The organism is Herbaspirillum sp. Her4 (assembly GCF_057961335.1).
The window spans coordinates 1,856,960-1,880,921 of sequence record NZ_CM176330.1 but is presented as its reverse complement, the minus strand read 5'-3'; the positions used below and the strand labels follow the sequence as shown (position 1 = coordinate 1,880,921).

Annotated in this window: 24 protein-coding genes; 15 read left to right on the top strand and 9 right to left on the bottom strand. The window is 63.3% G+C overall.

The features are described 5' to 3' along the window. The first annotated feature begins 178 nt into the window (after positions 1 to 178). The 5 genes from ACWFUC_RS08600 (at position 179) to ACWFUC_RS08580 (ending at position 3,519) form a co-directional block, all read left to right on the top strand. Positions 179 to 1,099: a branched-chain amino acid transaminase gene (locus ACWFUC_RS08600; RefSeq protein WP_121043031.1), complete on the top strand. Its 921-nt coding sequence runs from the start codon at positions 179 to 181 to the stop codon at positions 1,097 to 1,099. A 67-nt stretch (positions 1,100 to 1,166) separates the two neighbouring features. Continuing rightward, complete coding sequence (locus tag ACWFUC_RS08595; protein WP_008325571.1) at positions 1,167 to 1,367, top strand: zinc-finger domain-containing protein; 201 nt, start codon at positions 1,167 to 1,169, stop codon at positions 1,365 to 1,367. Positions 1,368 to 1,435: 68 nt separating this feature from the next. Continuing rightward, a complete protein-coding gene (locus ACWFUC_RS08590) occupies positions 1,436 to 1,870 on the top strand; it encodes a YybH family protein (protein WP_121043029.1) in 435 nt (144 codons plus the stop codon). Between the two features lie 58 nt (positions 1,871 to 1,928). Next, positions 1,929 to 2,921 (top strand): YheT family hydrolase, encoded by a 993-nt coding sequence (locus tag ACWFUC_RS08585; protein ID WP_489637562.1) that lies wholly within the window; start codon positions 1,929 to 1,931, stop codon positions 2,919 to 2,921. Further along, positions 2,914 to 3,519, top strand: a complete 606-nt coding sequence (locus tag ACWFUC_RS08580) for a DUF2946 family protein (protein WP_489624649.1) — start codon at positions 2,914 to 2,916, stop codon at positions 3,517 to 3,519. Before ACWFUC_RS08585 ends, ACWFUC_RS08580 begins: the two co-directional genes overlap by 8 nt. An 18-nt stretch (positions 3,520 to 3,537) precedes the next feature. On the opposite strand, the gene ACWFUC_RS08575 is transcribed toward ACWFUC_RS08580, so the two are convergent. Further along, positions 3,538 to 5,082, bottom strand: coding sequence for a M48 family metalloprotease (locus ACWFUC_RS08575; protein WP_134135467.1), 1,545 nt, complete (start codon positions 5,080 to 5,082; stop codon positions 3,538 to 3,540). A 147-nt stretch (positions 5,083 to 5,229) separates the two neighbouring features. Here ACWFUC_RS08575 and moaC point away from each other — a divergent pair, with 147 nt between their 5' ends. After that, the gene (gene moaC, locus ACWFUC_RS08570; protein ID WP_121043022.1) at positions 5,230 to 5,736 is read left to right on the top strand and encodes a cyclic pyranopterin monophosphate synthase MoaC; all 507 of its coding nucleotides are present in this window, start codon (positions 5,230 to 5,232) and stop codon (positions 5,734 to 5,736) included. Between the two features lie 98 nt (positions 5,737 to 5,834). On the opposite strand, the gene ACWFUC_RS08565 is transcribed toward moaC, so the two are convergent. The 6 genes from ACWFUC_RS08565 to recA form a co-directional block, all read right to left on the bottom strand. After that, positions 5,835 to 6,341 carry a pilin gene (locus ACWFUC_RS08565; protein ID WP_039789165.1) on the bottom strand — a complete coding sequence of 169 codons (507 nt, stop codon included), beginning with the start codon at positions 6,339 to 6,341 and terminating at the stop codon, positions 5,835 to 5,837. A 202-nt stretch (positions 6,342 to 6,543) separates the two neighbouring features. Then, complete coding sequence (locus ACWFUC_RS08560; RefSeq protein WP_489624648.1) at positions 6,544 to 7,278, bottom strand: TerC family protein; 735 nt, start codon at positions 7,276 to 7,278, stop codon at positions 6,544 to 6,546. 181 nt (positions 7,279 to 7,459) lie between these two features. Further along, entirely contained in the window at positions 7,460 to 8,341 is an 882-nt protein-coding gene (gene sucD, locus ACWFUC_RS08555) for a succinate--CoA ligase subunit alpha (protein ID WP_013232695.1), read from the bottom strand. 100 nt (positions 8,342 to 8,441) lie between these two features. Then, complete coding sequence (gene sucC / locus ACWFUC_RS08550; protein WP_121043016.1) at positions 8,442 to 9,602, bottom strand: ADP-forming succinate--CoA ligase subunit beta; 1,161 nt, start codon at positions 9,600 to 9,602, stop codon at positions 8,442 to 8,444. A 522-nt stretch (positions 9,603 to 10,124) separates the two neighbouring features. Further along, positions 10,125 to 10,589 (bottom strand): recombination regulator RecX, encoded by a 465-nt coding sequence (gene recX / locus ACWFUC_RS08545; protein ID WP_121043014.1) that lies wholly within the window; start codon positions 10,587 to 10,589, stop codon positions 10,125 to 10,127. A gap of 149 nt (positions 10,590 to 10,738) precedes the next feature. After that, the gene (gene recA, locus ACWFUC_RS08540; RefSeq protein WP_034341268.1) at positions 10,739 to 11,788 is read right to left on the bottom strand and encodes a recombinase RecA; all 1,050 of its coding nucleotides are present in this window, start codon (positions 11,786 to 11,788) and stop codon (positions 10,739 to 10,741) included. Between the two features lie 460 nt (positions 11,789 to 12,248). Here recA and ACWFUC_RS08535 point away from each other — a divergent pair, with 460 nt between their 5' ends. The 5 genes from ACWFUC_RS08535 to ACWFUC_RS08515 all read left to right on the top strand — a co-directional run bounded on the left by ACWFUC_RS08535 (position 12,249) and on the right by ACWFUC_RS08515 (position 16,903). Further along, entirely contained in the window at positions 12,249 to 13,877 is a 1,629-nt protein-coding gene (locus tag ACWFUC_RS08535; protein WP_121043012.1) for a response regulator, read from the top strand. 2 nt (positions 13,878 to 13,879) lie between these two features. Continuing rightward, the gene (locus ACWFUC_RS08530; protein ID WP_039789179.1) at positions 13,880 to 14,485 is read left to right on the top strand and encodes a sensor histidine kinase; all 606 of its coding nucleotides are present in this window, start codon (positions 13,880 to 13,882) and stop codon (positions 14,483 to 14,485) included. 372 nt (positions 14,486 to 14,857) lie between these two features. After that, positions 14,858 to 15,844, top strand: coding sequence for an aliphatic sulfonate ABC transporter substrate-binding protein (locus ACWFUC_RS08525; RefSeq protein ID WP_489624647.1), 987 nt, complete (start codon positions 14,858 to 14,860; stop codon positions 15,842 to 15,844). Between the two features lie 4 nt (positions 15,845 to 15,848). Then, positions 15,849 to 16,745, top strand: a complete 897-nt coding sequence (locus tag ACWFUC_RS08520; protein ID WP_489624646.1) for an ABC transporter permease — start codon at positions 15,849 to 15,851, stop codon at positions 16,743 to 16,745. Between the two features lie 2 nt (positions 16,746 to 16,747). Next, positions 16,748 to 16,903: a hypothetical protein gene (locus ACWFUC_RS08515; protein WP_489624645.1), complete on the top strand. Its 156-nt coding sequence runs from the start codon at positions 16,748 to 16,750 to the stop codon at positions 16,901 to 16,903. 259 nt (positions 16,904 to 17,162) lie between these two features. Here the strand turns inward: ACWFUC_RS08515 and ACWFUC_RS08510 are convergent, their stop codons facing one another. Continuing rightward, the gene (locus ACWFUC_RS08510) at positions 17,163 to 18,125 is read right to left on the bottom strand and encodes a Tim44 domain-containing protein (protein WP_489624644.1); all 963 of its coding nucleotides are present in this window, start codon (positions 18,123 to 18,125) and stop codon (positions 17,163 to 17,165) included. Positions 18,126 to 18,339: 214 nt separating this feature from the next. Beyond that, complete coding sequence (locus ACWFUC_RS08505; RefSeq protein WP_121043002.1) at positions 18,340 to 18,762, bottom strand: hypothetical protein; 423 nt, start codon at positions 18,760 to 18,762, stop codon at positions 18,340 to 18,342. Positions 18,763 to 19,062: 300 nt separating this feature from the next. Here ACWFUC_RS08505 and ACWFUC_RS08500 point away from each other — a divergent pair, with 300 nt between their 5' ends. The 4 genes from ACWFUC_RS08500 to ACWFUC_RS08485 are packed head-to-tail and all read left to right on the top strand — an operon-like array spanning position 19,063 to position 23,751. Further along, a complete protein-coding gene (locus ACWFUC_RS08500) occupies positions 19,063 to 19,773 on the top strand; it encodes a response regulator (protein WP_039789191.1) in 711 nt (236 codons plus the stop codon). A 49-nt stretch (positions 19,774 to 19,822) separates the two neighbouring features. Then, positions 19,823 to 21,424, top strand: a complete 1,602-nt coding sequence (locus tag ACWFUC_RS08495) for a sensor histidine kinase (protein ID WP_204726065.1) — start codon at positions 19,823 to 19,825, stop codon at positions 21,422 to 21,424. 1 nt (position 21,425) lies between these two features. Continuing rightward, complete coding sequence (locus ACWFUC_RS08490; protein ID WP_121042998.1) at positions 21,426 to 21,710, top strand: DUF4212 domain-containing protein; 285 nt, start codon at positions 21,426 to 21,428, stop codon at positions 21,708 to 21,710. After that, a complete protein-coding gene (locus ACWFUC_RS08485) occupies positions 21,700 to 23,751 on the top strand; it encodes a sodium:solute symporter family protein (RefSeq protein WP_489624643.1) in 2,052 nt (683 codons plus the stop codon). The genes ACWFUC_RS08490 and ACWFUC_RS08485 overlap by 11 nt, the downstream gene beginning before the upstream one ends. Positions 23,752 to 23,962: the final 211 nt, after the last annotated feature.

Here is a 23,962-nt window from a genome sequence, read left to right as displayed (position 1 = left end):
CCGCAGAGGGTCGGCGCGCGTGGTGGTGTGTGCATTTTCACTCAGGCCTTTCATTCTACAGATGAAAGTTTTTACTCGCGTGAATCCGCTAGAATGGTGCTCTTTGTTCAGTTCGATTTGTCAGAACGGAACAATCCATTTCGGGAAGTTTGCATTCACCGCACACAGGGAGACCACCATGTCCATGGCTGACCGCGACGGCAAGATCTGGAAGGACGGCGCGCTGATCGATTGGCGAGACGCCACCATTCACGTACTGACCCACACCCTGCATTACGGCATGGGTGTCTTCGAAGGCGTACGCGCCTACAAGACCGCGGAAGGCACGGCCATTTTCCGCCTGAAGGAACATACCCAGCGCCTGTTCAACTCGGCCAAGATCTTCCAGATGGAAGTGCCGTTCGACCAGGCCACCCTGGCCGAGGCGCAGTGCCAGGTGGTGCGCGAGAACAAGCTGGAATCCTGCTACATCCGCCCGCTGATCTGGATCGGCTCGGAAAAGCTGGGCGTGTCCGCCAAGGGCAACCAGATCCACGTGGCCATCGCGGCCTGGCCGTGGGGGGCCTACCTGGGCGAAGACGGCATCAACAAGGGCATCCGCGTGAAGACCTCTTCCTTCACCCGCCACCATGTGAACGTCTCGCTGGTGCGCGCCAAGGCCAGCGGCTACTACATCAATTCCATCCTGGCCAATCAGGAAGCGCTGGCCGATGGCTACGACGAAGCGCTGCTGTTGGACACGGACGGTTATGTCTCCGAAGGCTCGGGTGAAAATGTCTTCATCGTCAAGAACGGCAAGATCTATACTCCCGACCTGGCCTCCTGCCTGGATGGCATTACCCGCGACGCCGTGCTGACCATGGCGCGCGACCTGGGCATCGAGGTCATCGAAAAACGCATCACCCGCGACGAGATGTATTGCGCCGATGAAGCTTTCTTCACCGGTACCGCCGCCGAGGTCACGCCGATCCGCGAACTGGATCGCCGCGTCATCGGCAACGGCGGCCGTGGCCCCATCACCGAGAAGCTGCAGACCCTGTTCTTCGACGTGGTCTCGGGGCGGGCACCGCAGTACAAGCACTGGCTCACGCTGGTGTGAGGCGCGGGCGGATCAGCGCAGATTTTCACGTATCAACTTCAGTCAATTGCAAGCAACGGAGAACAAGATGAGCCAAGCTCAAGCATCGCAGGGCGTGATCCTGCTCGAAGGCAAGGACCTGCCGGCCCACTGCCCCAACCCCAGCATGTCGGCCTGGAACTCGCACCCGCGCGTGTTCCTGGAACTGGACGCGCACGGCGCGGCCAAATGTCCGTACTGCGGTACCCAGTACCAGCTCAAACCCGGTACCGTGGTCAAAGGCCACTAACATCGAGCTTTCGCACCAGACACGAGAGGGCCCACAAGGCCCTCTTTTCATCTGATCCGGAGATTGTCATGCCCCGCAACAAACTGATCCATGGTTCGCCCGATGAAATCGAAGCTGCCTACTACGACGCCCTGGCCCGTGCCGACCTGGACGCGCTGATGGACCTGTGGGCCGATGACGAGGAAATCGTCTGCATCCACCCCGGCGCACAACGCCTGGTCGGCCACGCAGATATCCGCGCCGTATGGGAAGACATCCTTTCCAACGGCGGCCTGCACATCCGCCCGCGCCAGTTGCACGCCACCCAGAACATGATGACCGCCGTGCACAGCGTGGTGGAAGACATCGACCACGGCGGCGACCCGCAGCAGGATGTGCACGTCATCGCCACCAACGTCTACCTCAAGACAGCCCTGGGCTGGCGCATGGTGATGCACCACGCCTCGGTCGCACCCGGCGCGGCACCGGTGGAGCCGGTGATCAGCGGGGCCATGCTGCATTGACGGCGGCCTGATTTATCCACAGGCGCTTGCGCCATCCGATTCCGAGCAAGGCTGCATCATGCTTTACGTCCCGCCCCGCTGGCTTCCCGGCGGCCATCTCCAGACCATCTATCCGTCCACCTTCCTGCCCAAGCCGAAGGTGGCGTTCCGGCGCGAGCGCTGGGAAGCGCCCGATGGCGACTTCATCGACATCGATTTCGTCGACGGCCAGCCGGGACGGCCGCTGCTGGTGCTGTTCCACGGGCTGGAAGGCTCTTCCGACAGCCACTACAGCCGCGCGCTCATGGCCGAGGTGCAGCGGCGTGGCTGGCATGGGGCGATTCCGCATTTTCGCGGCTGCTCGGGGGAGATCAACCTGGCGCCGCGCTTCTATCACTCGGGCGATACCGCCGAGCTGGACTGGATCATCCGCCGCCTCAAGCTGCGCCAGCAAGACCTGGCGGCCACGCACCTGTATGCCTGCGGCGTCTCGCTGGGTGCCAATGCCCTGCTGCGCTGGCTGGGCGAATCCCAGCACGAGGCCGAGATTGTCGACGCCGCCTGCGCGGTGTCTGCCCCGCTGGACCTGGCCGGGGGCGGTGCGGCGCTGGCCAGTGGTTTCAACCGGCTCTATACCTGGGTGTTCCTGCGCACCATGCGGCCCAAGTGCCTGGCCAAGCTGGACCAGTTCCCGGGCCTGTTCGACCGCGAGGCCCTGCTGTCAGCGCGCGATCTCTACGCCTTCGACAACGTGGTCACCGCGCCCCTGCACGGCTATCGCAATACCGACGATTATTGGGACCGCGCCAGCGCCAAGCACATCCTGCACGACATCAGCGTGCCCACGCTGGTATTGAATGCGCAGAATGATCCCTTCCTGCCGGCGCGCCACCTGCCGCGCTCGGCGGCACCGGAAGTGCTGCTGGAATATCCCGAACAGGGCGGCCATGTCGGCTTTGCCGCAGGCGGGCCGCCGGGCAGCCTGGCGTGGCTGCCGCAGCGGCTGATGCATTTCCTGGAAGGTAAAGCGGAAAGCGCCTTCGTGGCCCGCGCGGAGTTGGCCCATGGATGAGATCGTCCGCCAGGCCATGGCCCGTTGGCCCAACGTGCCGTACTGCTTCGGCTGGCTGCGGCTGGATGCGCGCGGCCAATGGCGCATGCGCGACGAAAGGGCACAGCAACTGGAACTGCCCGGAGACCCCATCCGCCACCCTGCCCTGCTGGCCTTCATCGACCGCAACTACGCCTGCGACGATAGCGGCCGCTGGTACTTCCAGAACGGGCCGCAGCGGGTGTACGTGGATCTGGAGTGGATGCCGCATATCCTGCGGACCGAGCCGGGCGCGGATGCGCTTGTGCCCTCCCTCATCCTGCATACCCAGGCCGCGGTGGAACAAGTCGATGCCGCCTGGATGGATGAACGCGGCCGACTCTACCTGCGCAGCGGCGAGATCATTGCCGGCGTCGATGACCGCGACCTGGCCACCCTGCTGCCCTGCCTGCATCACGCCGGGCAAACAGATGAAGAGGCCCTGCTGCGCTGGCTGGAGGGCGCTGAGGATTTGACACTTTCCTTCACCTGGAACGGGCAGGACCTGCCGCTGCAACGCATCGCCAGCGATCAACTGGAACAAACTTTCAGATTCGTCTGTAGCCCCCGTCCCGCCTGACTTTCCGGCAGGCAGGGGTCAGCGGTCTTTGAGCTCCTTCTGCTCATCCTTCCAGCGCGCCTTCCATTCGCGCTCGCGCGCATCGATCTGTGACTGGTCGTAGAAAGTCGCATCCGGTGCCTTGCGGGCAATCCCCAACTGATCGATGGCCGCCAGCAGGCTGCCGTTGAGTGCATAGGATTCGGCCAACGCCAGATGCTGCAGGGCCTGCTTGCCCTGCGCGGCGTAGACCTTGGCCAGCAGCTGCTGCACCTGGGCATCCGAACGATACAGCTGCGCCTGGTCGCGCAGGTAGCCCACGGCCTGGTCGTAGCGGTTGGCGGCGATCAGGGCATCGGCGTACTGGCGCGCGACGCTGCGCGAGATCGGGTATTGCTGGCGCATGCTCTCCGCCACCTGCAGCGCCTGCTGGGTCTGCTTGCGGGCGATCTTGATGTCGATGTCGAGACTGCCGAAGAAGATGCCGGTCTTCATCGGGATGGCCGCTTCCTGGGCCTCCTTCAATGCGGCCTCGGCCTGCTCGAAGCGGTTCTGGCGGTAGTAGGCGAAAGCCAAGCCATACTTGGCGGCAGCCGTCATCAGCTTGGTATTGCCTTTGGCCTGGTCGGTGAATTTGGCGACGTTGTCGCGCAGGCCCTGCACGCCGTCATTCTGCAAGACCTGGGTACGGGCGCGCGCCAGCTGGAATTCCGGGTTGTCCACGCGCTGCTTGTAGCGCTGGTCGCGGATGCGGGCCTGGATGTCGGCGATACGCTCGGTGGTCAGCGGGTGCGTCATCAGGTAAGGCGGCACGGCATCGCTGTAATTGCGCGAGGCCGTCTGCAAGCGGCCGAAGAAGGTCACCATGCCCGACGGATCGAAGCCGCCATCACGCATGATCTGCAGGCCGATGCGATCGGCCTCGCGTTCGGCATCGCGGCTGAAGTTGAGCTGGCGCTGCACGGCCAGGCCAGTGCCGCCCATCATGGTAGCCATGGCGGCATCGCCACCGGCCTTGGACACCCCGGCCAGCGCGCCCAGTACGATGGCCGCCAGCTGGATCATGGAATTCTGCTTCTGCTGGCCCAGCATGCGGGCGATGTGACGCTGCGCCACGTGGCCGATTTCGTGCGACATCACGCCGGCCAGTTCGGATTCCGACTGTGCCGCCAGCACCAGGCCGCTGTTGACCCCGATGAAGCCGCCCGGCAGCGCGAAAGCGTTCAGCATGGGATCGCGCACCATGAAGAACTGGAAATCGAAGCCAGCCTCGCCGCGCACCTCAGGATGAATGGAGACCAAGTTCTGGCCGAAATTGTTGAGGTATTCCGAGATCGGGCCATCGTCGACATAATCGCGGTCAGTGCGGATGTCGCGCATGATTTCTTCGCCCAGCTTGCGCTCCATCAGCGGCGACAGGCCTTCGCGTTCGGTATCGCCCAGGGTCGGCAGGCCTTGCGCCACGCCGGGATGCGGCAACAGCGTCAAGGGAGCGGCCGGCAGCAGCAGGAAGGTGGCACTGAGCGCACGCATGAGCAGGCGGCGCAGGGGGCGGCGGGAAAGTTCAGGGACGGTTCGTTGCATGGACCCAGTCATCGATGGCAGACACATGGTGAAAGCAAGACAGCGGCGGCGGTGCAGTCGGTGCACAGCTCGGCGCTGGCGGCAAGCCGCAGGCTGCCTGCTATGATACCCGCTCCTTTCCCTTCATTTCATCATCAGCGAACCAGCATGAGCACATCCGGCGACTCCGCGCCCAACGGCGGCCTCACCCATTTCGACCAGGGCGGACAAGCGCACATGGTCGATGTCGGCGGCAAGAACGAGACCCATCGCGTGGCGCTGGCCACCGGCGTGATCCGCATGCAGCCGGCCACCTTGGCCATCATCGAATCGGGCACGGCCAAGAAGGGCGACGTGCTGGGCATCGCCCGCATCGCCGCCATCATGGCGGCCAAGCGCACGGGCGACCTGATTCCGCTGTGCCATCCGCTGGCCTTGACGCATGTGTCGGTGGAGTTCGAGACCGATGCGGCCAGTTCTTCCGTGCGCTGTACCGCGCGAGTGGAAACCTTCGGCAAGACCGGGGTGGAGATGGAAGCACTGACGGCCGTGCAGGTCGGGCTGCTGACCGTCTACGACATGAGCAAGGCGGTCGACAAGACCATGGTCATGACCGATATCTGCGTGACCGAAAAGCGCGGCGGCAAGAGCGACATCAGCATGGCGCGCCCTTGAGGCGGGAAGCTGCAGCAAATTCACCTGTGGACAACACCAATGACAAACGCGCCCGAGGGCGCGTTTTTTCATGCTGCATCCGCTGCTGCAAGCATAGATCAGCCGCGGCAGTTGGCCGGTGCAAACTTGGCCGGGAGCGTACCGGCAACGAAGCCGGTATTGGCCGTAGCCCCTTCGGGCGTGGCCGCCTGCTTCACATCCTTGGCAGCGCATTGCCACTGGATGGTACCGGAGGTGATGGTCGGGGTCAGCGTGAGCGTGCCGCCGTCGCCCACACGCGGGCTGTAAGTGATGGTGATGACACCGCCCACGCCGCGCTTCTCCATCGGCGAGACTTCGATCTTGCTGACGTTGTCGGTCGGAGTGAAGGCCGGCAGGCCCAGTTGCGCCACGGTGAAGACGCCGTTGTTGGAGCTGATCTGCTCGGTCACGGCCAGCTTGTAGGGTTCGGCCAGGTTGAAGCCTTCCGAGACGCGCGCGCGGGCGATGTAGTCCTGGTATTGCGAGGCGCCCAGCATCGCAAGAATGCCGACGATGGCCAGCGTGACCATCAGTTCGAGCAGGGTGAAGCCTTGTTGGGGGCGACGGGTGACGACGGGTTTCATGGGATCCTCGTAAAAATGAAAAGGGCGTTGCCAGTATCGGCAGCGCCGGTCATGCGTACCAGCGAAAAAATTGCAAAGCTATCAGGTTTGTCGTGCTGCGGCGCTGACCTGGCTCAAGCATGGCCGGGTATCGGGCGCCGCGGCACCGGTTCTGGTGTGCAGCGTGTCGGCCATCCCCATGGCCTGCACGCACCTTTGCCGCTCAGACGGCCGTTTTCTGGCGCTCCTGCTTTCGGCGCTTGAGCGTCAGGCCGGTCAGCACCACACCGAGCGCACCGACCAGGCCGGGCAGGCTCAGGTGCACCGCAGCGCCCGGCAACACGAATTCGGTGTCGCCAATGAAGCCCTCGATCCAGCCCTGTACCGCGACATCGCTGAAGATCATGCCACCGGCGATGTAGCCCAGCAAGGCTGCACCCAGGGTGACGATGACCGGGAATTTCTCCATCAGCTTCAACACCAGGGTACTGCCCCAGACGATGATGGGGATGCTGACCACGATGCCGAATACCACCAGCAGCAGCTGGTGCTCACCGGCCGCTTGCTCAGCGGCGCTGGCGATGGCGATCACGTTGTCCAGGCTCATCACCAGGTCCGCCACGATCACGGTCTTGACGGCACCCCACAGGCGGTCGCTGCCGTTGATGTCGGTGTGCTCATCGTCTTCGTTGAGCAGCTTGATGCCAATCCACAGCAACAGGATGCCACCGATCAGCTTGAGGAATGGCAACTGCAGCATCGTCACGGCGAAGGCGATCAGGGCGATGCGGATACCGATCGCACCCACCGTGCCCCAGACAATGCCCTTCATGCGCAGCTTGTCGGGCAGGTTACGGCAGGCCAGGGCAATGACGATGGCATTGTCGCCACCGAGCAGGATATCGATCAGGATGATCTGCGCCACGGCGACCCAGTTCAGGTTGGCCAGGAATTCCATGCATGTCCTCTTGGAAAAACAGCGCCTCGGATCGGGCGCATGGCTGGAAGACCGCGTTATGCGCGGTTAGTGCCTCCCATCGGGACGGCTTGCCAGAAATGACATGGGGAGCCGGAGCTCCCCATGCGGGTCTTGCGGTACTGCTTTACTGCCGTGGCTGAGTGAGTCAGCCCGTGGTCAATTACAGCACCGACTTCAGCAGACGGCCCATTTCGGACGGGTTGCGGGTGACCTTGATGCCGCACTCTTCCATGATGGCCAGCTTGGCTTCAGCGGTGTCAGCACCACCGGAGATCAGGGCACCTGCGTGGCCCATGCGCTTGCCCGGGGGCGCGGTCACGCCGGCGATGAAGCCAACCACCGGCTTCTTCATGTTGTCCTTGATCCAGCGTGCAGCGTTGGCTTCGTCAGGACCACCGATTTCACCGATCATGATGACGGCGTCGGTGTCCGGATCGTCGTTGAAGGCCTTCATGACGTCGATGTGCTTCAGACCGTTGATCGGGTCGCCACCGATACCGACGGCGGAGGACTGGCCCAAACCCAGGGCGGTCAGCTGGCCCACGGCTTCATAGGTCAGGGTGCCCGAGCGGGAAACCACGCCGATGCGGCCCTTCTTGTGGATGTGGCCGGGCATGATGCCGATCTTGATTTCGTCCGGGGTGATCAGGCCGGGGCAGTTCGGGCCCAGCAGCAGGGTCTTGGAACCGGCCTTGGCCATGCGGTCCTTCAGGGCCAGCATGTCACGCACGGGGATGCCTTCGGTGATGCAGATGGCCAGGTCCAGCTCGGCTTCGACGGCTTCCCAGATGGCAGCAGCAGCGCCGGCGGGCGGCACGTAGATCACGGAGACGGTGGCGCCGGTGGCGTTCTTGGCTTCGGTGACGTTGGCATAGATGGGGATGCCTTCGAAGTCTTCACCGGCCTTCTTCGGGTTCACGCCTGCGACGAAGGCATTCTTGCCATTCGCGTAGTCGCGGCACATGCGGGTGTGGAACTGGCCGGTCTTGCCGGTGATACCTTGGGTGATGACCTTGGTGTCTTTGTTGATGAGGATCGACATTTCTCTTCCTTGACTGTGATGCCTGCGCCGCGGGCGGCGCCTGGGCTGCAATCGCTTGCAGCCGGCGGCTCGCGCCGCGCAGGCTTGCGTGTTGGGTTACTTACTTGGCAGCTGCCACGACCTTTTGGGCGGCTTCTTCCATGGAATCGGCCGAGATGATCGGCAGACCGGAATCGGCCAACAGCTTCTTGCCCAGGTCTTCGTTGGTGCCCTTCATGCGGACCACCAGGGGCACCTTCAGCGAGACGGCCTTGGAAGCCGCGATCACGCCTTCGGCGATCACGTCACAGCGCATGATGCCGCCGAAGATGTTGACCAGGATGGCCTTCAGTTCGGGGTTCTTCAGCATGATCTTGAAGGCTTCGGTGACCTTCTCGGTGGTGGCGCCGCCGCCCACGTCCAGGAAGTTGGCCGGCTCGCCGCCGAACAGCTTGATGGTGTCCATGGTGGCCATGGCCAGGCCGGCACCGTTGACCAGGCAGCCGATGTTGCCGTCCAGGGAGATGTAGGCCAGGTCGAACTTGGAGGCTTCGACTTCAGCCGGATCTTCTTCGTCCAGGTCGCGGTAGGCGACGATTTCCGGGTGACGGAACAGGGCGTTGGAGTCGAAGTTGAACTTGGCGTCCAGGGCGATGACCTTGCCGTCGCCGGTCAGGATCAGGGGGTTGATTTCAGCCAGGGATGCGTCGGTTTCCCAGTAAGCCTTGTACAGGCCTTGCAGGTTCTGGCGAGCAGCCGGGATCGATGCGGCAGGCACGCCGATCTTGGCAGCCACGTCGTCGGCTTGGGCGTCGGTCAGGCCATCGATCGGGTCGATGATGACGTTGTGGATCTTTTCCGGGTTGCTGTGGGCAACTTCTTCGATGTCCATGCCGCCTTCGCTGGAGGCCATCAGGACGACCTTCTGCGAGACGCGGTCGGTGACCAGGGAAACGTACAGTTCCTTCTTGATGTCCGCGCCTTCTTCGATCAGCAGGCGACGCACCTTCTGGCCTTCAGCGCCGGTCTGGTGGGTGATCAGCTGCATGCCCATGATCTGGTTGGCGTACTCCTTGACCTGCTCGATGGACTTGGCCACCTTCACGCCACCGCCCTTGCCGCGGCCGCCTGCATGGATCTGGGCCTTGACGACCCACACCGGGCCGCCGAGCTTCTGGGCAGCCGCTTCGACTTCGTCGACCGACATGCAAGGAATGCCGCGCGGCACGGTTACGCCGAACTGGCGCAGGATTTCTTTACCCTGATACTCATGGATTTTCATGGGAGCTTCCCTTTAGACACTGAATGAATGAAACTTGCCGGATTGAAATTCGGAAGCCGGCATTGAGCCGGCCGACCAGAAAGCAGACTGCAACCCGCAGGCGGGGGTCGCATCCGTTGCCGGATGGAGTCGGGCGCAGGCGTGAGCTGCGCGGGTTGCGAGTGAATTCGTCGAATTGGGCATATGCATGCCGTCTGCTTTAGTTGGTCTGATAGTCGAAACGCACCAGCTTGCGCCGAAGCGTTCGCATTATCCATTCCTGCTCCTGACGTGGGCCTTGCACCGTTGCGCCGTTTTAACAAACCGGCAACACGCGGTATCTCCTCAGGCTTGCGCGCCGCAGCAAAAACTTCCGAATTCTAGCACACGACAAACGGCCTGTTGGCCGGTAGCGCTAACACCGGGCGCAATGCGCAGGAATTACCATCGGGCAGGACAAAGCCGCACGCCGGTGGGAGATTTCGAGGAAAACGCGGGAAAAATGTGCTTGGCCGGGCCGGCCCTGCTGGATGCAGCTTGGGTTCAGGCGGATTCTTCGTCGTCGGCCCAAGCGGTCTGGAAGGCTTCGCGGATGCTGCGATGGGAAAAACCGCGCTGCTGGAGGAAGCGCATCTGTTTGGCGCGGGTCTCGGCATCCTCGGGCGGTGCGGCGTACTTGCGGCGCAGCACCTGCGCGGCACGCTCGCCCTCCCCGGCGGCCAGATCGGCCTTCAGTTCGGCGATGGCTTCACCTTCAATGCCATGGCCGTGAAGTTCGGAGATGATGCGCTGATTGCCGTAGCGCGCCGAGCGGCGATGCACGAGCGATTCGGAAAAACGTTCCTGGGAAAGAAAACGGGACTGCTCCAGCCATTGCAGGAGCTCTTCGATGTCATCGCCCTCTTGCGCGTAAGGGGCAAGCTTACGCGCAAGTTCCTGGCGACTATGCTCACGTGAAGAGAGATATTTGAGCGCCCTTGCTTTCAGGCTGATCGGCGGTCTTGGCATGTTGCGAACTTGCTGTACTGCGGTATTGCCTCCCCCTGAGACCGCCAACACAGCACGGCACCAGCGAGATAAACAAGCCACCATCACGACACCCAGGGCTCAGGCAAACCCTGTCGCCGCGATGGCGCTTGAATCCTTTAAGCGCGGATTCAGGAAGCCTTGGCTTCCGCTTCGCCACCGGCCAGTTCCGGCACGCCCAGGGCGACACGGACCTTGTTCTCGATCTCGCGAGCCAGTTCCGGATGTTCCTTCAGGTAGTTACGGGCATTGTCCTTGCCCTGGCCGATGCGCTCGCCGTTGTAGCTGTACCAGGCACCGGACTTCTCGACCACCTTGTGTTCCGAACCCAGGTCCAGGATCTCGCCTTCGCGGGAAGTGCCTTCGCCATACAGGATGTCGAAGTGGGCTTCGCGGAACGGGGGCGCAACCTTGTTCTTGACGACCTTGACCTTGGTTTCGCTGCCGATGACTTCATCACCCGACTTGATCGAACCGGTGCGGCGGATGTCCAGGCGCACGGAAGCGTAGAACTTCAGCGCGTTACCGCCGGTGGTGGTTTCCGGGTTGCCGAACATGACACCGATCTTCATGCGGATCTGGTTGATGAAGATCACGGTGGTGTTGGTGCGGTTGATGCTGCCGGTGAGCTTGCGCAGCGCCTGCGACATCAGGCGGGCTTGCAGGCCCGGCAGGGAATCGCCCATGTCGCCTTCGATTTCAGCCTTGGGGGTCAGCGCGGCCACGGAGTCGACCACGATCAGGTCCACCGCACCGGAGCGCACCAGGGCGTCGCAGATTTCCAGGGCTTGTTCGCCGGTGTCGGGCTGCGAGATCAGCAGGTCGTTCAGGTTCACGCCCAGCTTTTGCGCGTAGGTGACATCCAGCGCGTGCTCGGCGTCGATGAAGGCGCAGGTGCCGCCCAGCTTCTGCATTTCGGCAATCGATTGCAGGGTCAGGGTGGTCTTGCCCGAGGATTCGGGACCGTAGATTTCGATCACGCGGCCGCGCGGCAGGCCGCCGATGCCCAGCGCGATGTCCAGGCCCAGGGAGCCGGTGGACACGGACTGGATTTCCTCAGCGATGACGCCATCTTCCATGCGCATCACCGAGCCCTTGCCAAACTGCTTTTCAATCTGTGCCAACGCGGCGGCCAGCGCCTTGCTCTTTTCAGAGTTGTTCGCAGCTTTTTTGTCGTCCATAAATCTCTCTCGGCAAAATGTCGTGAAGACGGGTGTCAGGGGGAGTCTTGCTGATGTTGCTTGAATGTTGCTTGGATCTTGCTCGCGGTGGCTGGCCATCGCTGGCAGGCCGCGGGTGCTGCCCGGGGGGCAGTGGATGACCGCCCCGATAGAGCGATACTGTATAAAAAAACAGTGCTTAGTGCAAGCGTTTTTGTCGGCCCAAATTCCATCCGTGGACGAAAACCACAATTATACGAGAGGCAGACCTTCCAAAAACTTCATAAATCGCAGAGGAATGATGCATGGAAGGAAAAAAAACGGCACACTCGTGAGTTGGGGGGAATAATTCGTCAGCAATGGCTTAATTGGTAACAATAGTCGTCATCTTGCACGATATTGCGCTGCGGCAATTATTCAGCCCACGGCATTCCGCAATCCCGAACAGATCGCCTTACAGATCGCTTTACAGACCGTTCTCATGAGTTTAGTGCCCTTCAGCCACATCAGCGCCCTGCGCTGCCTGGTCATCGACGACATGCCGACGATGCGCCAGAACATTCGCATGCACCTCGGGCAGCTCGGCGTGACCAAGGTCGACCAGGCTGCCACGCCCGATGAAGCCATCCGCTTCGTGCAGTCCGGCACCTATGACCTGATCATCTGCGACTACAACCTCAACAAGGAAAGCAACGGGCAGCAGCTGCTGGAGTTCTTCCGCACCCAGAACATGCTGTCGCCGACCTGCATGTTCATCATGGTGACGGCCGAGAGCGGCTACAACCTGGTGGCCAGCGCCGCCGAGTTCCAGCCCGACGCCTACATGTTGAAGCCGCTCACGGCCAGCCGCATCGCCGAGCGCGTGGACCGCCTGCTGGAAAAGCAGCACGCCATGCTGCCGGTGACCGAGAAGATGAAGCGCAAGGACATCACCGGCGCCATCATCGAATGCGACAACGTGCTCAAGTCGGCGCCCAAGTGGATCGTCGAGATCATGAAGACCAAGGGCACGCTGCTGATCGAACAGCGCCGCATCGACGAAGCGCGCGAGGTCTACAAGCAGGCCCTGGCCATGCGCGACGACCTGGTGTGGGCCAAGATCGGCCTGGCCCGCTGCAACATCGTGGCCGGCCAGATGGATGATGCGCGCGTGATCGTGCAAGACGTACTGGCGCAGAACAAGCAGTTCATCGCCGCCTACGACCTGATGGCGCAGATCGACGAGGCCCAGGGCAACCAGGAAGGCGCGCTGGAGGCGCTGACCAAGTCTTCCGAGATCATCCCCTCGGCGCGCCGCAGCCGCCTGGTGGGCGACGTGGCCTACCGCAGCGGCCATCTCGACCAGGCGCGCGAGGCTTATGACAAGGTGCTGAAGCACACCAAGGGTTCGCTCACCGCGCAACCGACCGACCTGCTCTCGCTGGCCCAGGTGCACATCGACAGCGGCGATCCGGATGCCGCGCTGCGTTTGCTGGAAAGCGCGCCGCGCCGCTACGAGGAATCCAACCTCTTCGTCTCCGCGCAGGCCGCCGTGCAGGCCCAGGCCTACGTCCAGCTGGGCGACACCATCTCGGCCCAGCAGGCCTTCGAGACGGCCCGCCAGGCGGCCGGCAAGGAAGCCTCGGACACCGCCACCCTGGCCCTGGCCAAGGCGGCCTTCTCGATGGGCAAGGATGAGGAAGGCGCCAAGCTCATCGCCGAAGCCGTCAAGTCCGACCACGAGAACAAGACCCTGCAGATGCTGGCGCGCAAGGTGCTGGCCGATACCGGCCGCGCCAACCTGGCCGAAGAGCTTATCGACGGTGCCGTCAAGCACTGCATGAGCATCATCGCCGAAGCCAATGCCCTCATGCGCAGCGCCAAGCCCGACGAGTCGCTGGCGCGCCTGGAAGAGGCGCTGGCCAGCATGCCGGAGAACACCGGCGTGCTGCTGGCCGCCGCCCAGCTGCACCTGCTGTGGATGAGCCAGCGCGGCTGGAACGAAGAATACGTCAAGCGCGTGCGCCGCTACCTGGCCACCCTGGACCGCCTGATTCCCGGCAACGATAGAGTCGCGAAGATGCACAAATTCCTGCGCGACACCCTGACCAAAGTAGCCCCGAAGAGCTGACCATGGATCCCAAGCTTGCCGCGATCATCATTCACGACATCAAAAACTCCCTGGGCGTGCTGGAGGGGGAATTGCGCCGCCTGTCCGACGACGTGCCGCGCGTGCAGCAGGCTCACGTCACCTGCCTGGCCCTGCAGGAAAAGCTGATCGCCTTCCTGACCCTCTACAAGGCCGATTCCCAGGGCCTGCGCGCGCAGGTCGAGGCGGTCTCGCCGCTGGACTTCCTCGATGCCCTGGTGCGCGAGCACGGCGTATCCCGCAGCAACGACATCGCCCTGCAGGTGGACGAAACCGACATGCCGGTGATCGGCTTCTTCGATGAACACCTGGTGGCGCTGGCGCTGGAAGCGGCGCTGCAGAATGCCAGCCGCTTTGCACGCTCGCAGATCGCACTGGGCTGCCGCAAGCATCCGGAAGGCGGCGTGATCTTCACGGTCCGCGACGATGGCCCCGGCATCGGCACCCAGGAAAAGAAGCCGTCCACCGGATTGGGCATGGACCTGTGCAATGCCATTGCCACCGCCCACAACAAGGAGACCCGGCATGGCGAAGCGCGCCTGTCCAATCATCCGGATGGTGGTGCGCTGTTCGAGCTGTGCCTGCCGTAAATCGATGAGGCGCGTACGGAGACGCATCTTCTCCGTGGCCTCATCGTCCTCCTCGTCCTCCTCTCTCTGCCTGGCCGGTCTGCCGCTCCTGCAGAGGACTACATGACTGAACGGCCGCATCCCGTCTCCTCTACACAACTGCATCTGTACATCTCTGCATCTCTGCATGAGGACCTGATGGCCATCGGCCGCCATGGAATGCCCCCGTTCGAGCCTGCGCCACATGCGCCGCCCGCATATGCAAGCGCGAAAATAGTCGTTCTTCCGCCAGAGCTTCGTCCTTAGAGTGTCGGTTTGTCCCGCCTGTGCGGCCGGCCATGGCCGCGCTGCGCCACTTCGCGCGGGGCGATCCAACCTAGGGAGAACCCATTCATGCAACGCAGAGACTTCCTGCGCCTGGCCCCCGCCGCGCTCGGCGCTACCATACTGGGCAGCGCGCCCCTGCTGGCGCGTGCCGCACAGCCGCCCAAGACCATCCGACTGGACTATGCCTACTACTCGCCGCCCAGCCTGGTGCTGCGCAAGTTCGGCTGGCTGGAGGAAGACCTCAAGGCGCAAGGCACGGAAGTCAAATGGGTCCTCAGCGCCGGCAGCAACCGCGCGCTCGAATATCTCAACAGCGACAGCGTGGACTTCGGCAGCACCGCCGGCCTGGCTGCCCTGCTGGCGCGGGCCAATGGCAATCCGGTCAAGGCGGTCTACATCTATTCGCGTCCGGAATGGACGGCGCTGGCGGTGGGCAAGGAGTCGACGGTGAAGTCCATCACCGAACTCAAGGGCAAGAAGATCGCCGCCACCAAGGGCACCGATCCGTATCTCTTCCTGCTGCGCGCACTGCATGAGAATGGCCTCAAGAAGAGCGACGTCGAGATCGTCCACCTGCAGCACGCCGATGGCCGCGCCGCACTGGAACAGGGCCGCGTGGCCGCGTGGTCCGGGCTCGATCCCCATCTGGCGGCCAGCGAACTGGAAGCCGGATCGCGCCTGATCTACCGCAACGTCAACTTCAACACCTACGGTTTCCTCAACGTCAGCGACACGTTCGCCGCCCGTCATCCGGACCAGGTCAAGCGCGTGATTGCCGCCTATGAGCGTGCGCGCACGTGGATCATCGCCCATCCCGACGAGACCGTGGCCCTGCTGTCGGAAGAGTCCAGGCTGTCGGCCCCGGTGGCGCGCCTGCAACTGAAGCGCAACGATTTTTCGCAGCCGCAGATCGGCCGCGAACATATCGAAGCGCTGCGCGCAGCCTCGCCCATCCTGCTGGAAGAAGACCTGGTCAAAAGCGGCACCGACCTGCCGCGCACCATCAATGCCTTGATCGATCCCAGCTATGCGCAGGGCGTGGTGAAGGCCTGAGGCCATGGCTGATCCCATCCCGCTTCCGGCCAAGCTGCAGGCCACGTCCAAGCCGGACGCCGCCAAGCCGCCCGTGGCGCGCGCCGCCCCCCCGCGCCGCCGGGGCTGGCCGCATGACGATGGCTATCGCCCGGGGCGTTTCACCGGCTGGATCGTTCCTTTGCTGTTCCTGCTGGCGGTAGAAGCCGGTGCGCGGCTGAATTGGATTCCCGCGCGCCTGCTGCCACCGCCCAGCGAGCTGGCACACACCCTGTGGTCACTGGCGCAACGCGGTGAATTGCTGCCGCATATCGCTGCCAGCCTGGCCCGTGTCGCTTCCGGCTTCGTGATCGGCAGCGTGCTGGCGGTTGCCCTGGGGCTACTGGTCGGCATCAGCCGCCGCGCAGAAGCCCTGCTGGAACCCAGTTTCCAGGCGCTGCGCGCCATCCCGAGCCTGGCCTGGATTCCGCTCCTGCTGCTGTGGCTGGGCATCGACGAAACGCCCAAGGTGGTGTTGATTGCCATCGGTGCATTTTTCCCGGTGTACCTGAATCTGGTGGCCGGCATTCGCGACATCGACCACAAGCTGATCGAAGTCGGCACCAGCTCCGGCCTCAGCACCGGCGAACTGATCCGCCACATCCTGCTGCCAGCCTCCCTGCCCTACCTGTTTGCCGGCCTGCGCGGGGGACTGAGCCTGGCGTGGATGTTCCTGGTGGCGGCCGAACTGATCGCCGCCACCAAGGGCGTGGGCTACCTGCTCTCGGACGGGCGCGAAAGCAGCCGGCCCGACCTGGTGCTGTGCGCGATCCTGATCCTGGCCCTGCTGGGCAAAGTCAGCGACAGCCTGTTGCGCGCCGTCGAACAGAAAAGCCTGGGCTGGCGCGACGCGCGGCGTCGATCACACGGCAAGACCGGATGACCATGGACGGACTGGATCAGATCACGCTGATACTGCTGATCATCCTGGTGGTGGTGGCGCTGCTGTTTCCCTTGTCGGACGGACGTCTTCCCCGACGCAACCGGGATCGGGACCGCCCCGGCACTGCGCCGGACGAGCAATCTCAAAAGCGCCGCTGATGCGGTGCTTTTTTTATGGGACGCTGCGACACGAAGGAAAAGGCCGGAACAGGAAAGATGATGCCCGCCACTTGGGCGGCTCCGGACCGAAATGAAGAAAACTTCAGGCGTGGAATGCAGAACCAAGCGAACAAAAAAAACCGCCGGCAAAAGCCGGCGGTAAAACGGACTGGCGACGCTCATCCACTAACCGCCGCCTTCCGCGCCAAACCGATACTTGCTACATGAACGTTCTTGCCAATTTGTCCGGGCCGGTGACTCAGCCCTGGACCGGATCGAGCTGCTGGATACCTGCCAGCACCCAGCCGCCCTGGCCGGCAGCCGGCTTGGACAGGTTCCAGATCTCGGCGAACTGGGCCGGCGAGGCGGTCGGATCTTCCTTGATGAAGCCGAAGAACTTCACGCTGGCCAGGTAATCATTGCCCACGGTTTCCACGCCCAGCACTTCCGCATCCAGCGAGACCACGTCGGTCTGGTTGGCAGCAGCACCGCGTTCCTGGATCTGCAGGCGCAGCTCGGCAAACATCTCGGGCGTCGTGAATTCGCGGATGTCGTTGATGTCAGCCTTGTCCCATGCCGCTTGCAGGCGGATGAAGTAGGTCTTGGCATTGCGCACGAAGCCCACGGTGTCGAAACCGGCCGGGATACCGTAGGCAGGCGCTGCCTCGGCATTGCCGAAACCACCACCGAAACCGCTCTGGGTGGTCGGGGCGGCGGACTGGTCGGTCTTGAGCATGGAGCCGATCTGCGGCGTGGCCGATGCGTTGTCAGCCGCTTGCGGTGCAGCGCTGGCCCAGGCCGGAGCCGGTTGCGCGGACTGTGCCGATTCCGACTTGCGGCGGAACATGCGGATCACGAACATGATCGCCAGGGCAATCAGGGCCACGGTCAGGATGGTGCTGATCATGCTGGCCAGTGCGCCACCCAGGCCGAAGTGCGACAGCAGCGCGCCCAGGCCCAGGCCCAGCAAGGCGCCACCCAGCAGGCCCTTCCACATGCTCGGCTTGGCGGCGGCTGCAGCCGGAGCGGCAGCAGGCGCGGCCGGCTTGGCAGCGGCGGCCTGGTTCTGCTGCATCGGGGCAGGGCTCTGCGCCTGACGGCTGGCGCTGGAAGACTGTTTGCCGATCGAACCGCCACCGCCAAGACGCTTGGCTTCGACGGCCGACATGCCAACAGACAGCGTCATGACCGCCACTATCAGCGCGACAAATGCTTTTTTCATGCTATCTCCTAAAGGATTCTGATGATGTGATGCGGTCACATCGGCCGTAATTCGGAATCACTGGAACAGGTGTGCCCTGGAGGATCAGCACCGGCGCGGGCAGGCCGACGCTGGCCGCGCACGCGCAGGGTCCTGCTGTCGCACGGCGCGAAGCCTCAATCCATCAGGGGCAGTTCAGCGGGCGCAGCAAAACCTGTCGCGCGTGGCGACGGGATCAGGCCCGGGGAGGACGTCCTGCGCGGGGCAGGAACGGGGGTTGCAGGGCGGCATCGCTACGCAGAGCGGGCGCCAGGCGGGAAGTTTGCGGCACCATGGCCAGGGATTGCATCAGCACGGGCTCGTCACCGATACCGGCGTGCGTGGAGAAATCTTCACCGCTGTCGGCGTAACCGGTGCTGTCGTCATCGCTGCCGGCGGCATCGGCCACCAGGGCGTGCGACTGGTCATCACTGAGTGAAGCGGCCTGGTCGGACAGGGAAACGGTCTTGGACACCAGATGCTGGGTCGCCACGGCGGCTTGCACCGGAGCCGGGACTGCGAAGTCGGTTGCGGCCATCGAGCTGGCGTACGTCAGCACCGCTGCAAATACTTGCACCGGGAGCAAACAGATCAGCAGCAGGACCCACAAACGTTTCATCAGATTTTCCAGCGGTTTTTCCAGAAATGGATGCGAGAAATTATATCAACAAAAATTGCGCTGCCAGCAAGTAAATCTTGCTGACGCCTCCTACTATAAGGCCTAAGCTTCAGACTTCAATGCCCCAATCTGAATTGTTACACTTCAAACCCGCGACCTGACCTGTCTCAAGGACAGCGCTCATCAGGCAATCCCTGATTTGCATTGGGGGTTGAATTAGTGGAATATGAATGAAAAGGTATCACAATAATTCAACCATCCGAGACAATTCAGCCGGCCTTGCCTCGCTGACCGATTCTTATGCGCATCCTCCTTGCTGAAGACGACAGCGTACTGGCCGACGGGCTGACCCGTTCCCTGCGCCATTCCGGCTATGCCGCCGATTGCGTCAAGAACGGGGTGGAAGCCGATTCCGCCTTGTCCACCCAGGATTTCGACCTGCTGATCCTGGACCTGGGCCTGCCCAAGATGTCCGGCCTGGAGGTGCTGCGCCGCCTGCGCGCGCGCAATTCGCGCCTGCCGGTGCTGATCCTGACGGCCGCCGATTCGGTGGAACAGCGCGTGCAAGGCCTCGATCTCGGTGCCGACGACTACATGGCCAAGCCCTTTGCGCTCTCCGAACTGGAAGCGCGGGTGCGGGCGCTGACCCGGCGCGGAGCCGGCGGCGGGCCGACGGTCATCAAACATGGTCCGCTGTCCTTCGACCAGGTCGGCCGCATTGCCTACATCGGCGAACAGATGCTGGAACTGTCGGCGCGGGAACTGGGGCTGCTCGAAGTATTATTGCAACGCACCGGCCGCCTGGTCTCCAAGGAACAGCTGGTGGACCACCTGTGCGAATGGGGAGAGGAAGTCAGCAACAATGCCATCGAGGTCTATGTCCATCGTCTGCGCAAGAAAATCGAGGTCGGCGGCGTACGCATCGCCACCGTGCGCGGGCTCGGCTATTGCCTGGAGAAGCTGCCCGAGAACGGCGCTGCCCCGCTGGCGGCCTCCAACAGCGCGGCCTGAGGCCGCGTCCGCCTTCGCTTCACACTGGCACGCCGCGCGCTGATCCCCCATGACCGCGCGCGATCCTTCCCCCGCCGCTGCCTCCGCCCCGCCGCCCGAGGCTGCGCCGGAGTCCACTGCCGCTCCCGCTGCCCCCACGCCCCGCAAGAAGCGCCGCGCCGCCCTGGCGACGCAACCGGTGGAACGCATCCAGCGTTCACTGTTCGGCGAGATCCTCGACTGGATGCTGGCCCCGCTGCTGCTGCTGTGGCCGATGAGCATCGCCATCACTTACCTGATTGCGCAGTCGATTGCCAACCAGCCCTTCGACCGCGCGCTGGAAGACAGCGTGACCGTGCTCGCGCAGCAGGTCTCGGAAGTCAACGGCAAGGCGGTGGCGCGCCTGCCGGTATCGGCACGCGACCTGCTGCGCGCCGACGACATCGACAACATCTACTACAAGATCACCGGCCCCAATGGCGAATATGTCGAAGGCGACGTCGACATGCCGCAACCGCCAGCCGACGAAGATCGCATCACACTTGGCACGGTGCAATTCCGCAACGACATCCTGCACGGCAGTGATGTACGCATCGCCACCCTGCAGGTAGACCTGCGCCGCAGCGCCGCCCAGCGCGCTGCCCAGCGCGAGCCGCGCATTGCCACCGTGCAGGTCGGCGAGACCCTGGAAAAGCGCGCGCAACTGGCCAATGAAATCATCAAGGGCGTGATCCTGCCGCAGTTCGTGATCCTGCCGGTGGCGCTGGCGCTGGTGTGGTTCGCACTCTCGCGCGGCCTGTCTCCGCTGTCGGAATTGCAGCAGCGCATCCGTGCGCGCCGCCCCGACGATCTCTCTCCCATCGACTCCGGCCAGGTGCCCGAAGAGATTTCCCCGCTGGTACGTTCGCTCAACGACATGCTGGCGCGGCTATCGCAGACCATCGCCATCCAGAAGCGCTTCATCGCCGATGCCGCGCACCAGATGAAGACGCCCTTGGCCGGCATGCGCATGCAGTCCGAACTGGCGCTGCGGCAGGATGACCAGGACGACGTGCGCCGTTCGCTGGAACAACTGGCCAAGAGTTCGGAAACCGCCACGCGCCTGGTCAATCAATTGCTGTCACTGGCGCGCGCCGAAAACCAGCAATCGCAATCCGGCGGCATGGTCCCGCTGGAGTTGAACGAACTGGCGCGCAGCGTGGTGCAGGACTGGGTGCCGATGTCCTTCACCCAGCGCATCGACCTCGGTTTCGAGCAGCCGGATCACCCCATCCTCATCACCGGCAACCCGGTGATGCTGCGCGAACTGTTATCCAACCTGCTGGACAATGCCCTGCATTACACACCGCACGATGGCAATGGCCGCGTCACCGTGCGCGCGCGCACCGATGAGGGCGGAGGCCTGGCCATCCTCGAAGTGGAAGACAACGGCCCCGGCATTCCGGTGGCCGAACGCAGCAACGTGTTCGAGCGTTTCTATCGCATCCTCGGCACGCCCAGCACCGGCAGCGGCCTGGGCCTGGCCATCGTGCGCGAGATCGCGCAGCAGCACGAGGCGATCGTCGAGATCACCCACAATCCGCGCAGCAGCGATCCCAAATATCCGGGCAGCCTCTTTCGCGTGAGCTTTCGCATGATGCCGCGCACGCCCTTCTTTGACGACATCACCTGACATGGACCACGGCACGCCTCCCCCGGACCCCGGCAACCAATGGCACCGCACCCGCCGCATGACGGCCTGGCTGCTGGCGCTGTGGTTCGCCGCCACGTTCTTCTTCATCTACTTCGCACGCGAACTGGACCGGGTACACCTGTTCGGCTGGCCGGTCTCCTTCTACATGGCCGCGCAGGGCATGATGCTGATCTACCTGGCCATCGTGGTCATCTACGTGCGCCGCATGCGCCGCATCGAACAACTGGTCCGACGTGAACAAGGCGAGCACTGGCATGGAGAGTAACAAGGACTTCTTCCGGCGGCTGTGCCGCTACTATGGTTTCTATACGCTGGGCTTCATCATCTTCCTGTGCGTGCTGGCCATCCTGGAGCGCGAGGGCATGCCGCGCTCGTGGATCGGCTACCTGTTCCTGTTCGTCACCATCGGCCTGTATGCCGGCATCGGCGTGGTCTGCCGCACCTCCGACGTGCCCGAATACTACGTCGCCGGACGGCGCGTGCCGCCGCTCTTCAACGGCATGGCCACGGCCGCCGACTGGATCTCGGCGGCGACCTTCATCAGCCTGGCCGGCGGCCTCTACCTGCAGGGCTTCGACGGACTGGCCTACATCCTCGGCTGGACCGGCGGCTACGTCCTGGTGGCCCTGCTGATCGCGCCCTACCTGCGCAAGTTCGGGCAATACACCATCGCCGATTTCCTGGCCGCGCGCTATCCGGGCAGACCCGGCAGCCACGGGGTCAACGTGATCCGCATCCTGGCCGTGGCGGCCACCATCCTGATCTCCTTCACCTATGTGGTGGCACAGATCTATGGCGTGGGGCTGATTACTTCGCGCTTCACCGGCATCGATTTTTCCATCGGCATCTTCCTCGGGCTGGCCAGCATTCTGGTGTGCTCCTTCCTGGGCGGCATGCGCGCCATCACCTGGACCCAGGTGGCGCAATACATCATCATCCTGTTCGCCTACCTGATCCCGGTGATCTGGCTCTCGGCCAAGCATGCGACGGTACCGGTGCCGCCGGTGGCCTATGGCGCGGTGCTGCCCAAGCTCTCGGCGCTGGAACACAAACTGGAAGACGACCCCAAGGAAAAGGAAGTGCGCAAGATCTTCCAGGCGCGCGCCGATGACTACGACCGCAAGCTCAAGGGCCTGCCGCAATCCTGGCTCGATGGACGTGTGGAGGCGCAAAATCAGGCCGACCAGGTACGGCGTGATAGCCACGCTTCGCTGGCCGACATCAAGGCCGCCAGCCGCGCGCTATCGTCCTATCCCAAGTCCCCCCAGGAGGCAGAACGCAAATGGACCGAAGCACGCGCGGCCAATCTTGCACGCGCGCAGCCACCGGTCTCGCAGACCGAACCCTTCCCCGGTCGCGACCAGCAGAGCTCGGACATCAAACGCAACAATTTCCTGGCGCTGGTGTTCTGCCTGATGCTGGGTACGGCGGCGCTGCCGCACATCCTCATGCGCTACTACACCACGCCCACCGTGGCGGGCGCGCGCAGTTCGGTGTTCTGGACGCTGTTCTTCATCATGCTGATCTACCTCACCGTGCCGGCGCTCACCGTACTGGTGAAATACGACATCTACACCTCGCTGGTGGGCAGCAGCTACAGTCACTTGCCGGACTGGGTGTATTACTGGGCCAACATGGACAAGCTCAATCCGCTGGTCTCCATCAACGATCTCAATCGCGATGGCCTGGTGCAGCTGGGCGAGATTTCCATGGATGGCGACATCATCGTGCTGGCCATGCCCGAGATCGCCGGCCTGCCGTATTTCGTCTCCGGACTGGTGGCGGCAGGCGGACTGGCGGCAGCACTCTCCACCGCGGATGGGCTGCTGCTGACCATCTCCAATGCGCTCTCGCATGACGTGTATTACAAGGTGGTCGACCCCAGCGCTTCCACGCAAAAACGCGTGACCATCTCCAAGCTGCTGTTGCTGGTAGTGGCGCTGCTGGCGGCCTATGCCGCCTCATTGAAACCGGGCGACATCCTCTCCATGGTCGGTGCGGCCTTCTCGCTGGCGGCCTCCACGCTGTTCCCGGCGCTGGTGCTGGGCGTGTTCTGGAAGCGTGCCAACCAGGCCGGCGCGATTGCCGGCATCGTCTGCGGCTTCCTGATGTGCGTGTATTACATGCTGCACACCAACCCCGCCTTCGGCGGCAGTGCCGCCGGGCAATGGTTCCACATCGCGCCGATCTCGGCCGGCATCTTCGGCGTCCCGGTCGGGATGGCTGCCATGGCCATCGTCAGCCTGCTCACGCCGCCCCCCGATGAAGCCACCATCGCCCTGATCGATCATATCCGTACCCCCTGAGCAGAACCGCCCGACGCCAGCGCCCATGGCTGGCTTGGGTTTTCGGACAGTTTCCTTCACCGCTCCCATCCCCCCTGCCCGCGCCAACCCGACGGGCGGGGGCCTTTGCGCTTTCCTTCACAAAACACGATTGTGTTCGATAACCGCACATATGCGCACTGACCGCACAAATAACTTCTGCATTGTTTTATACTTTTCGCACAAAAAATAA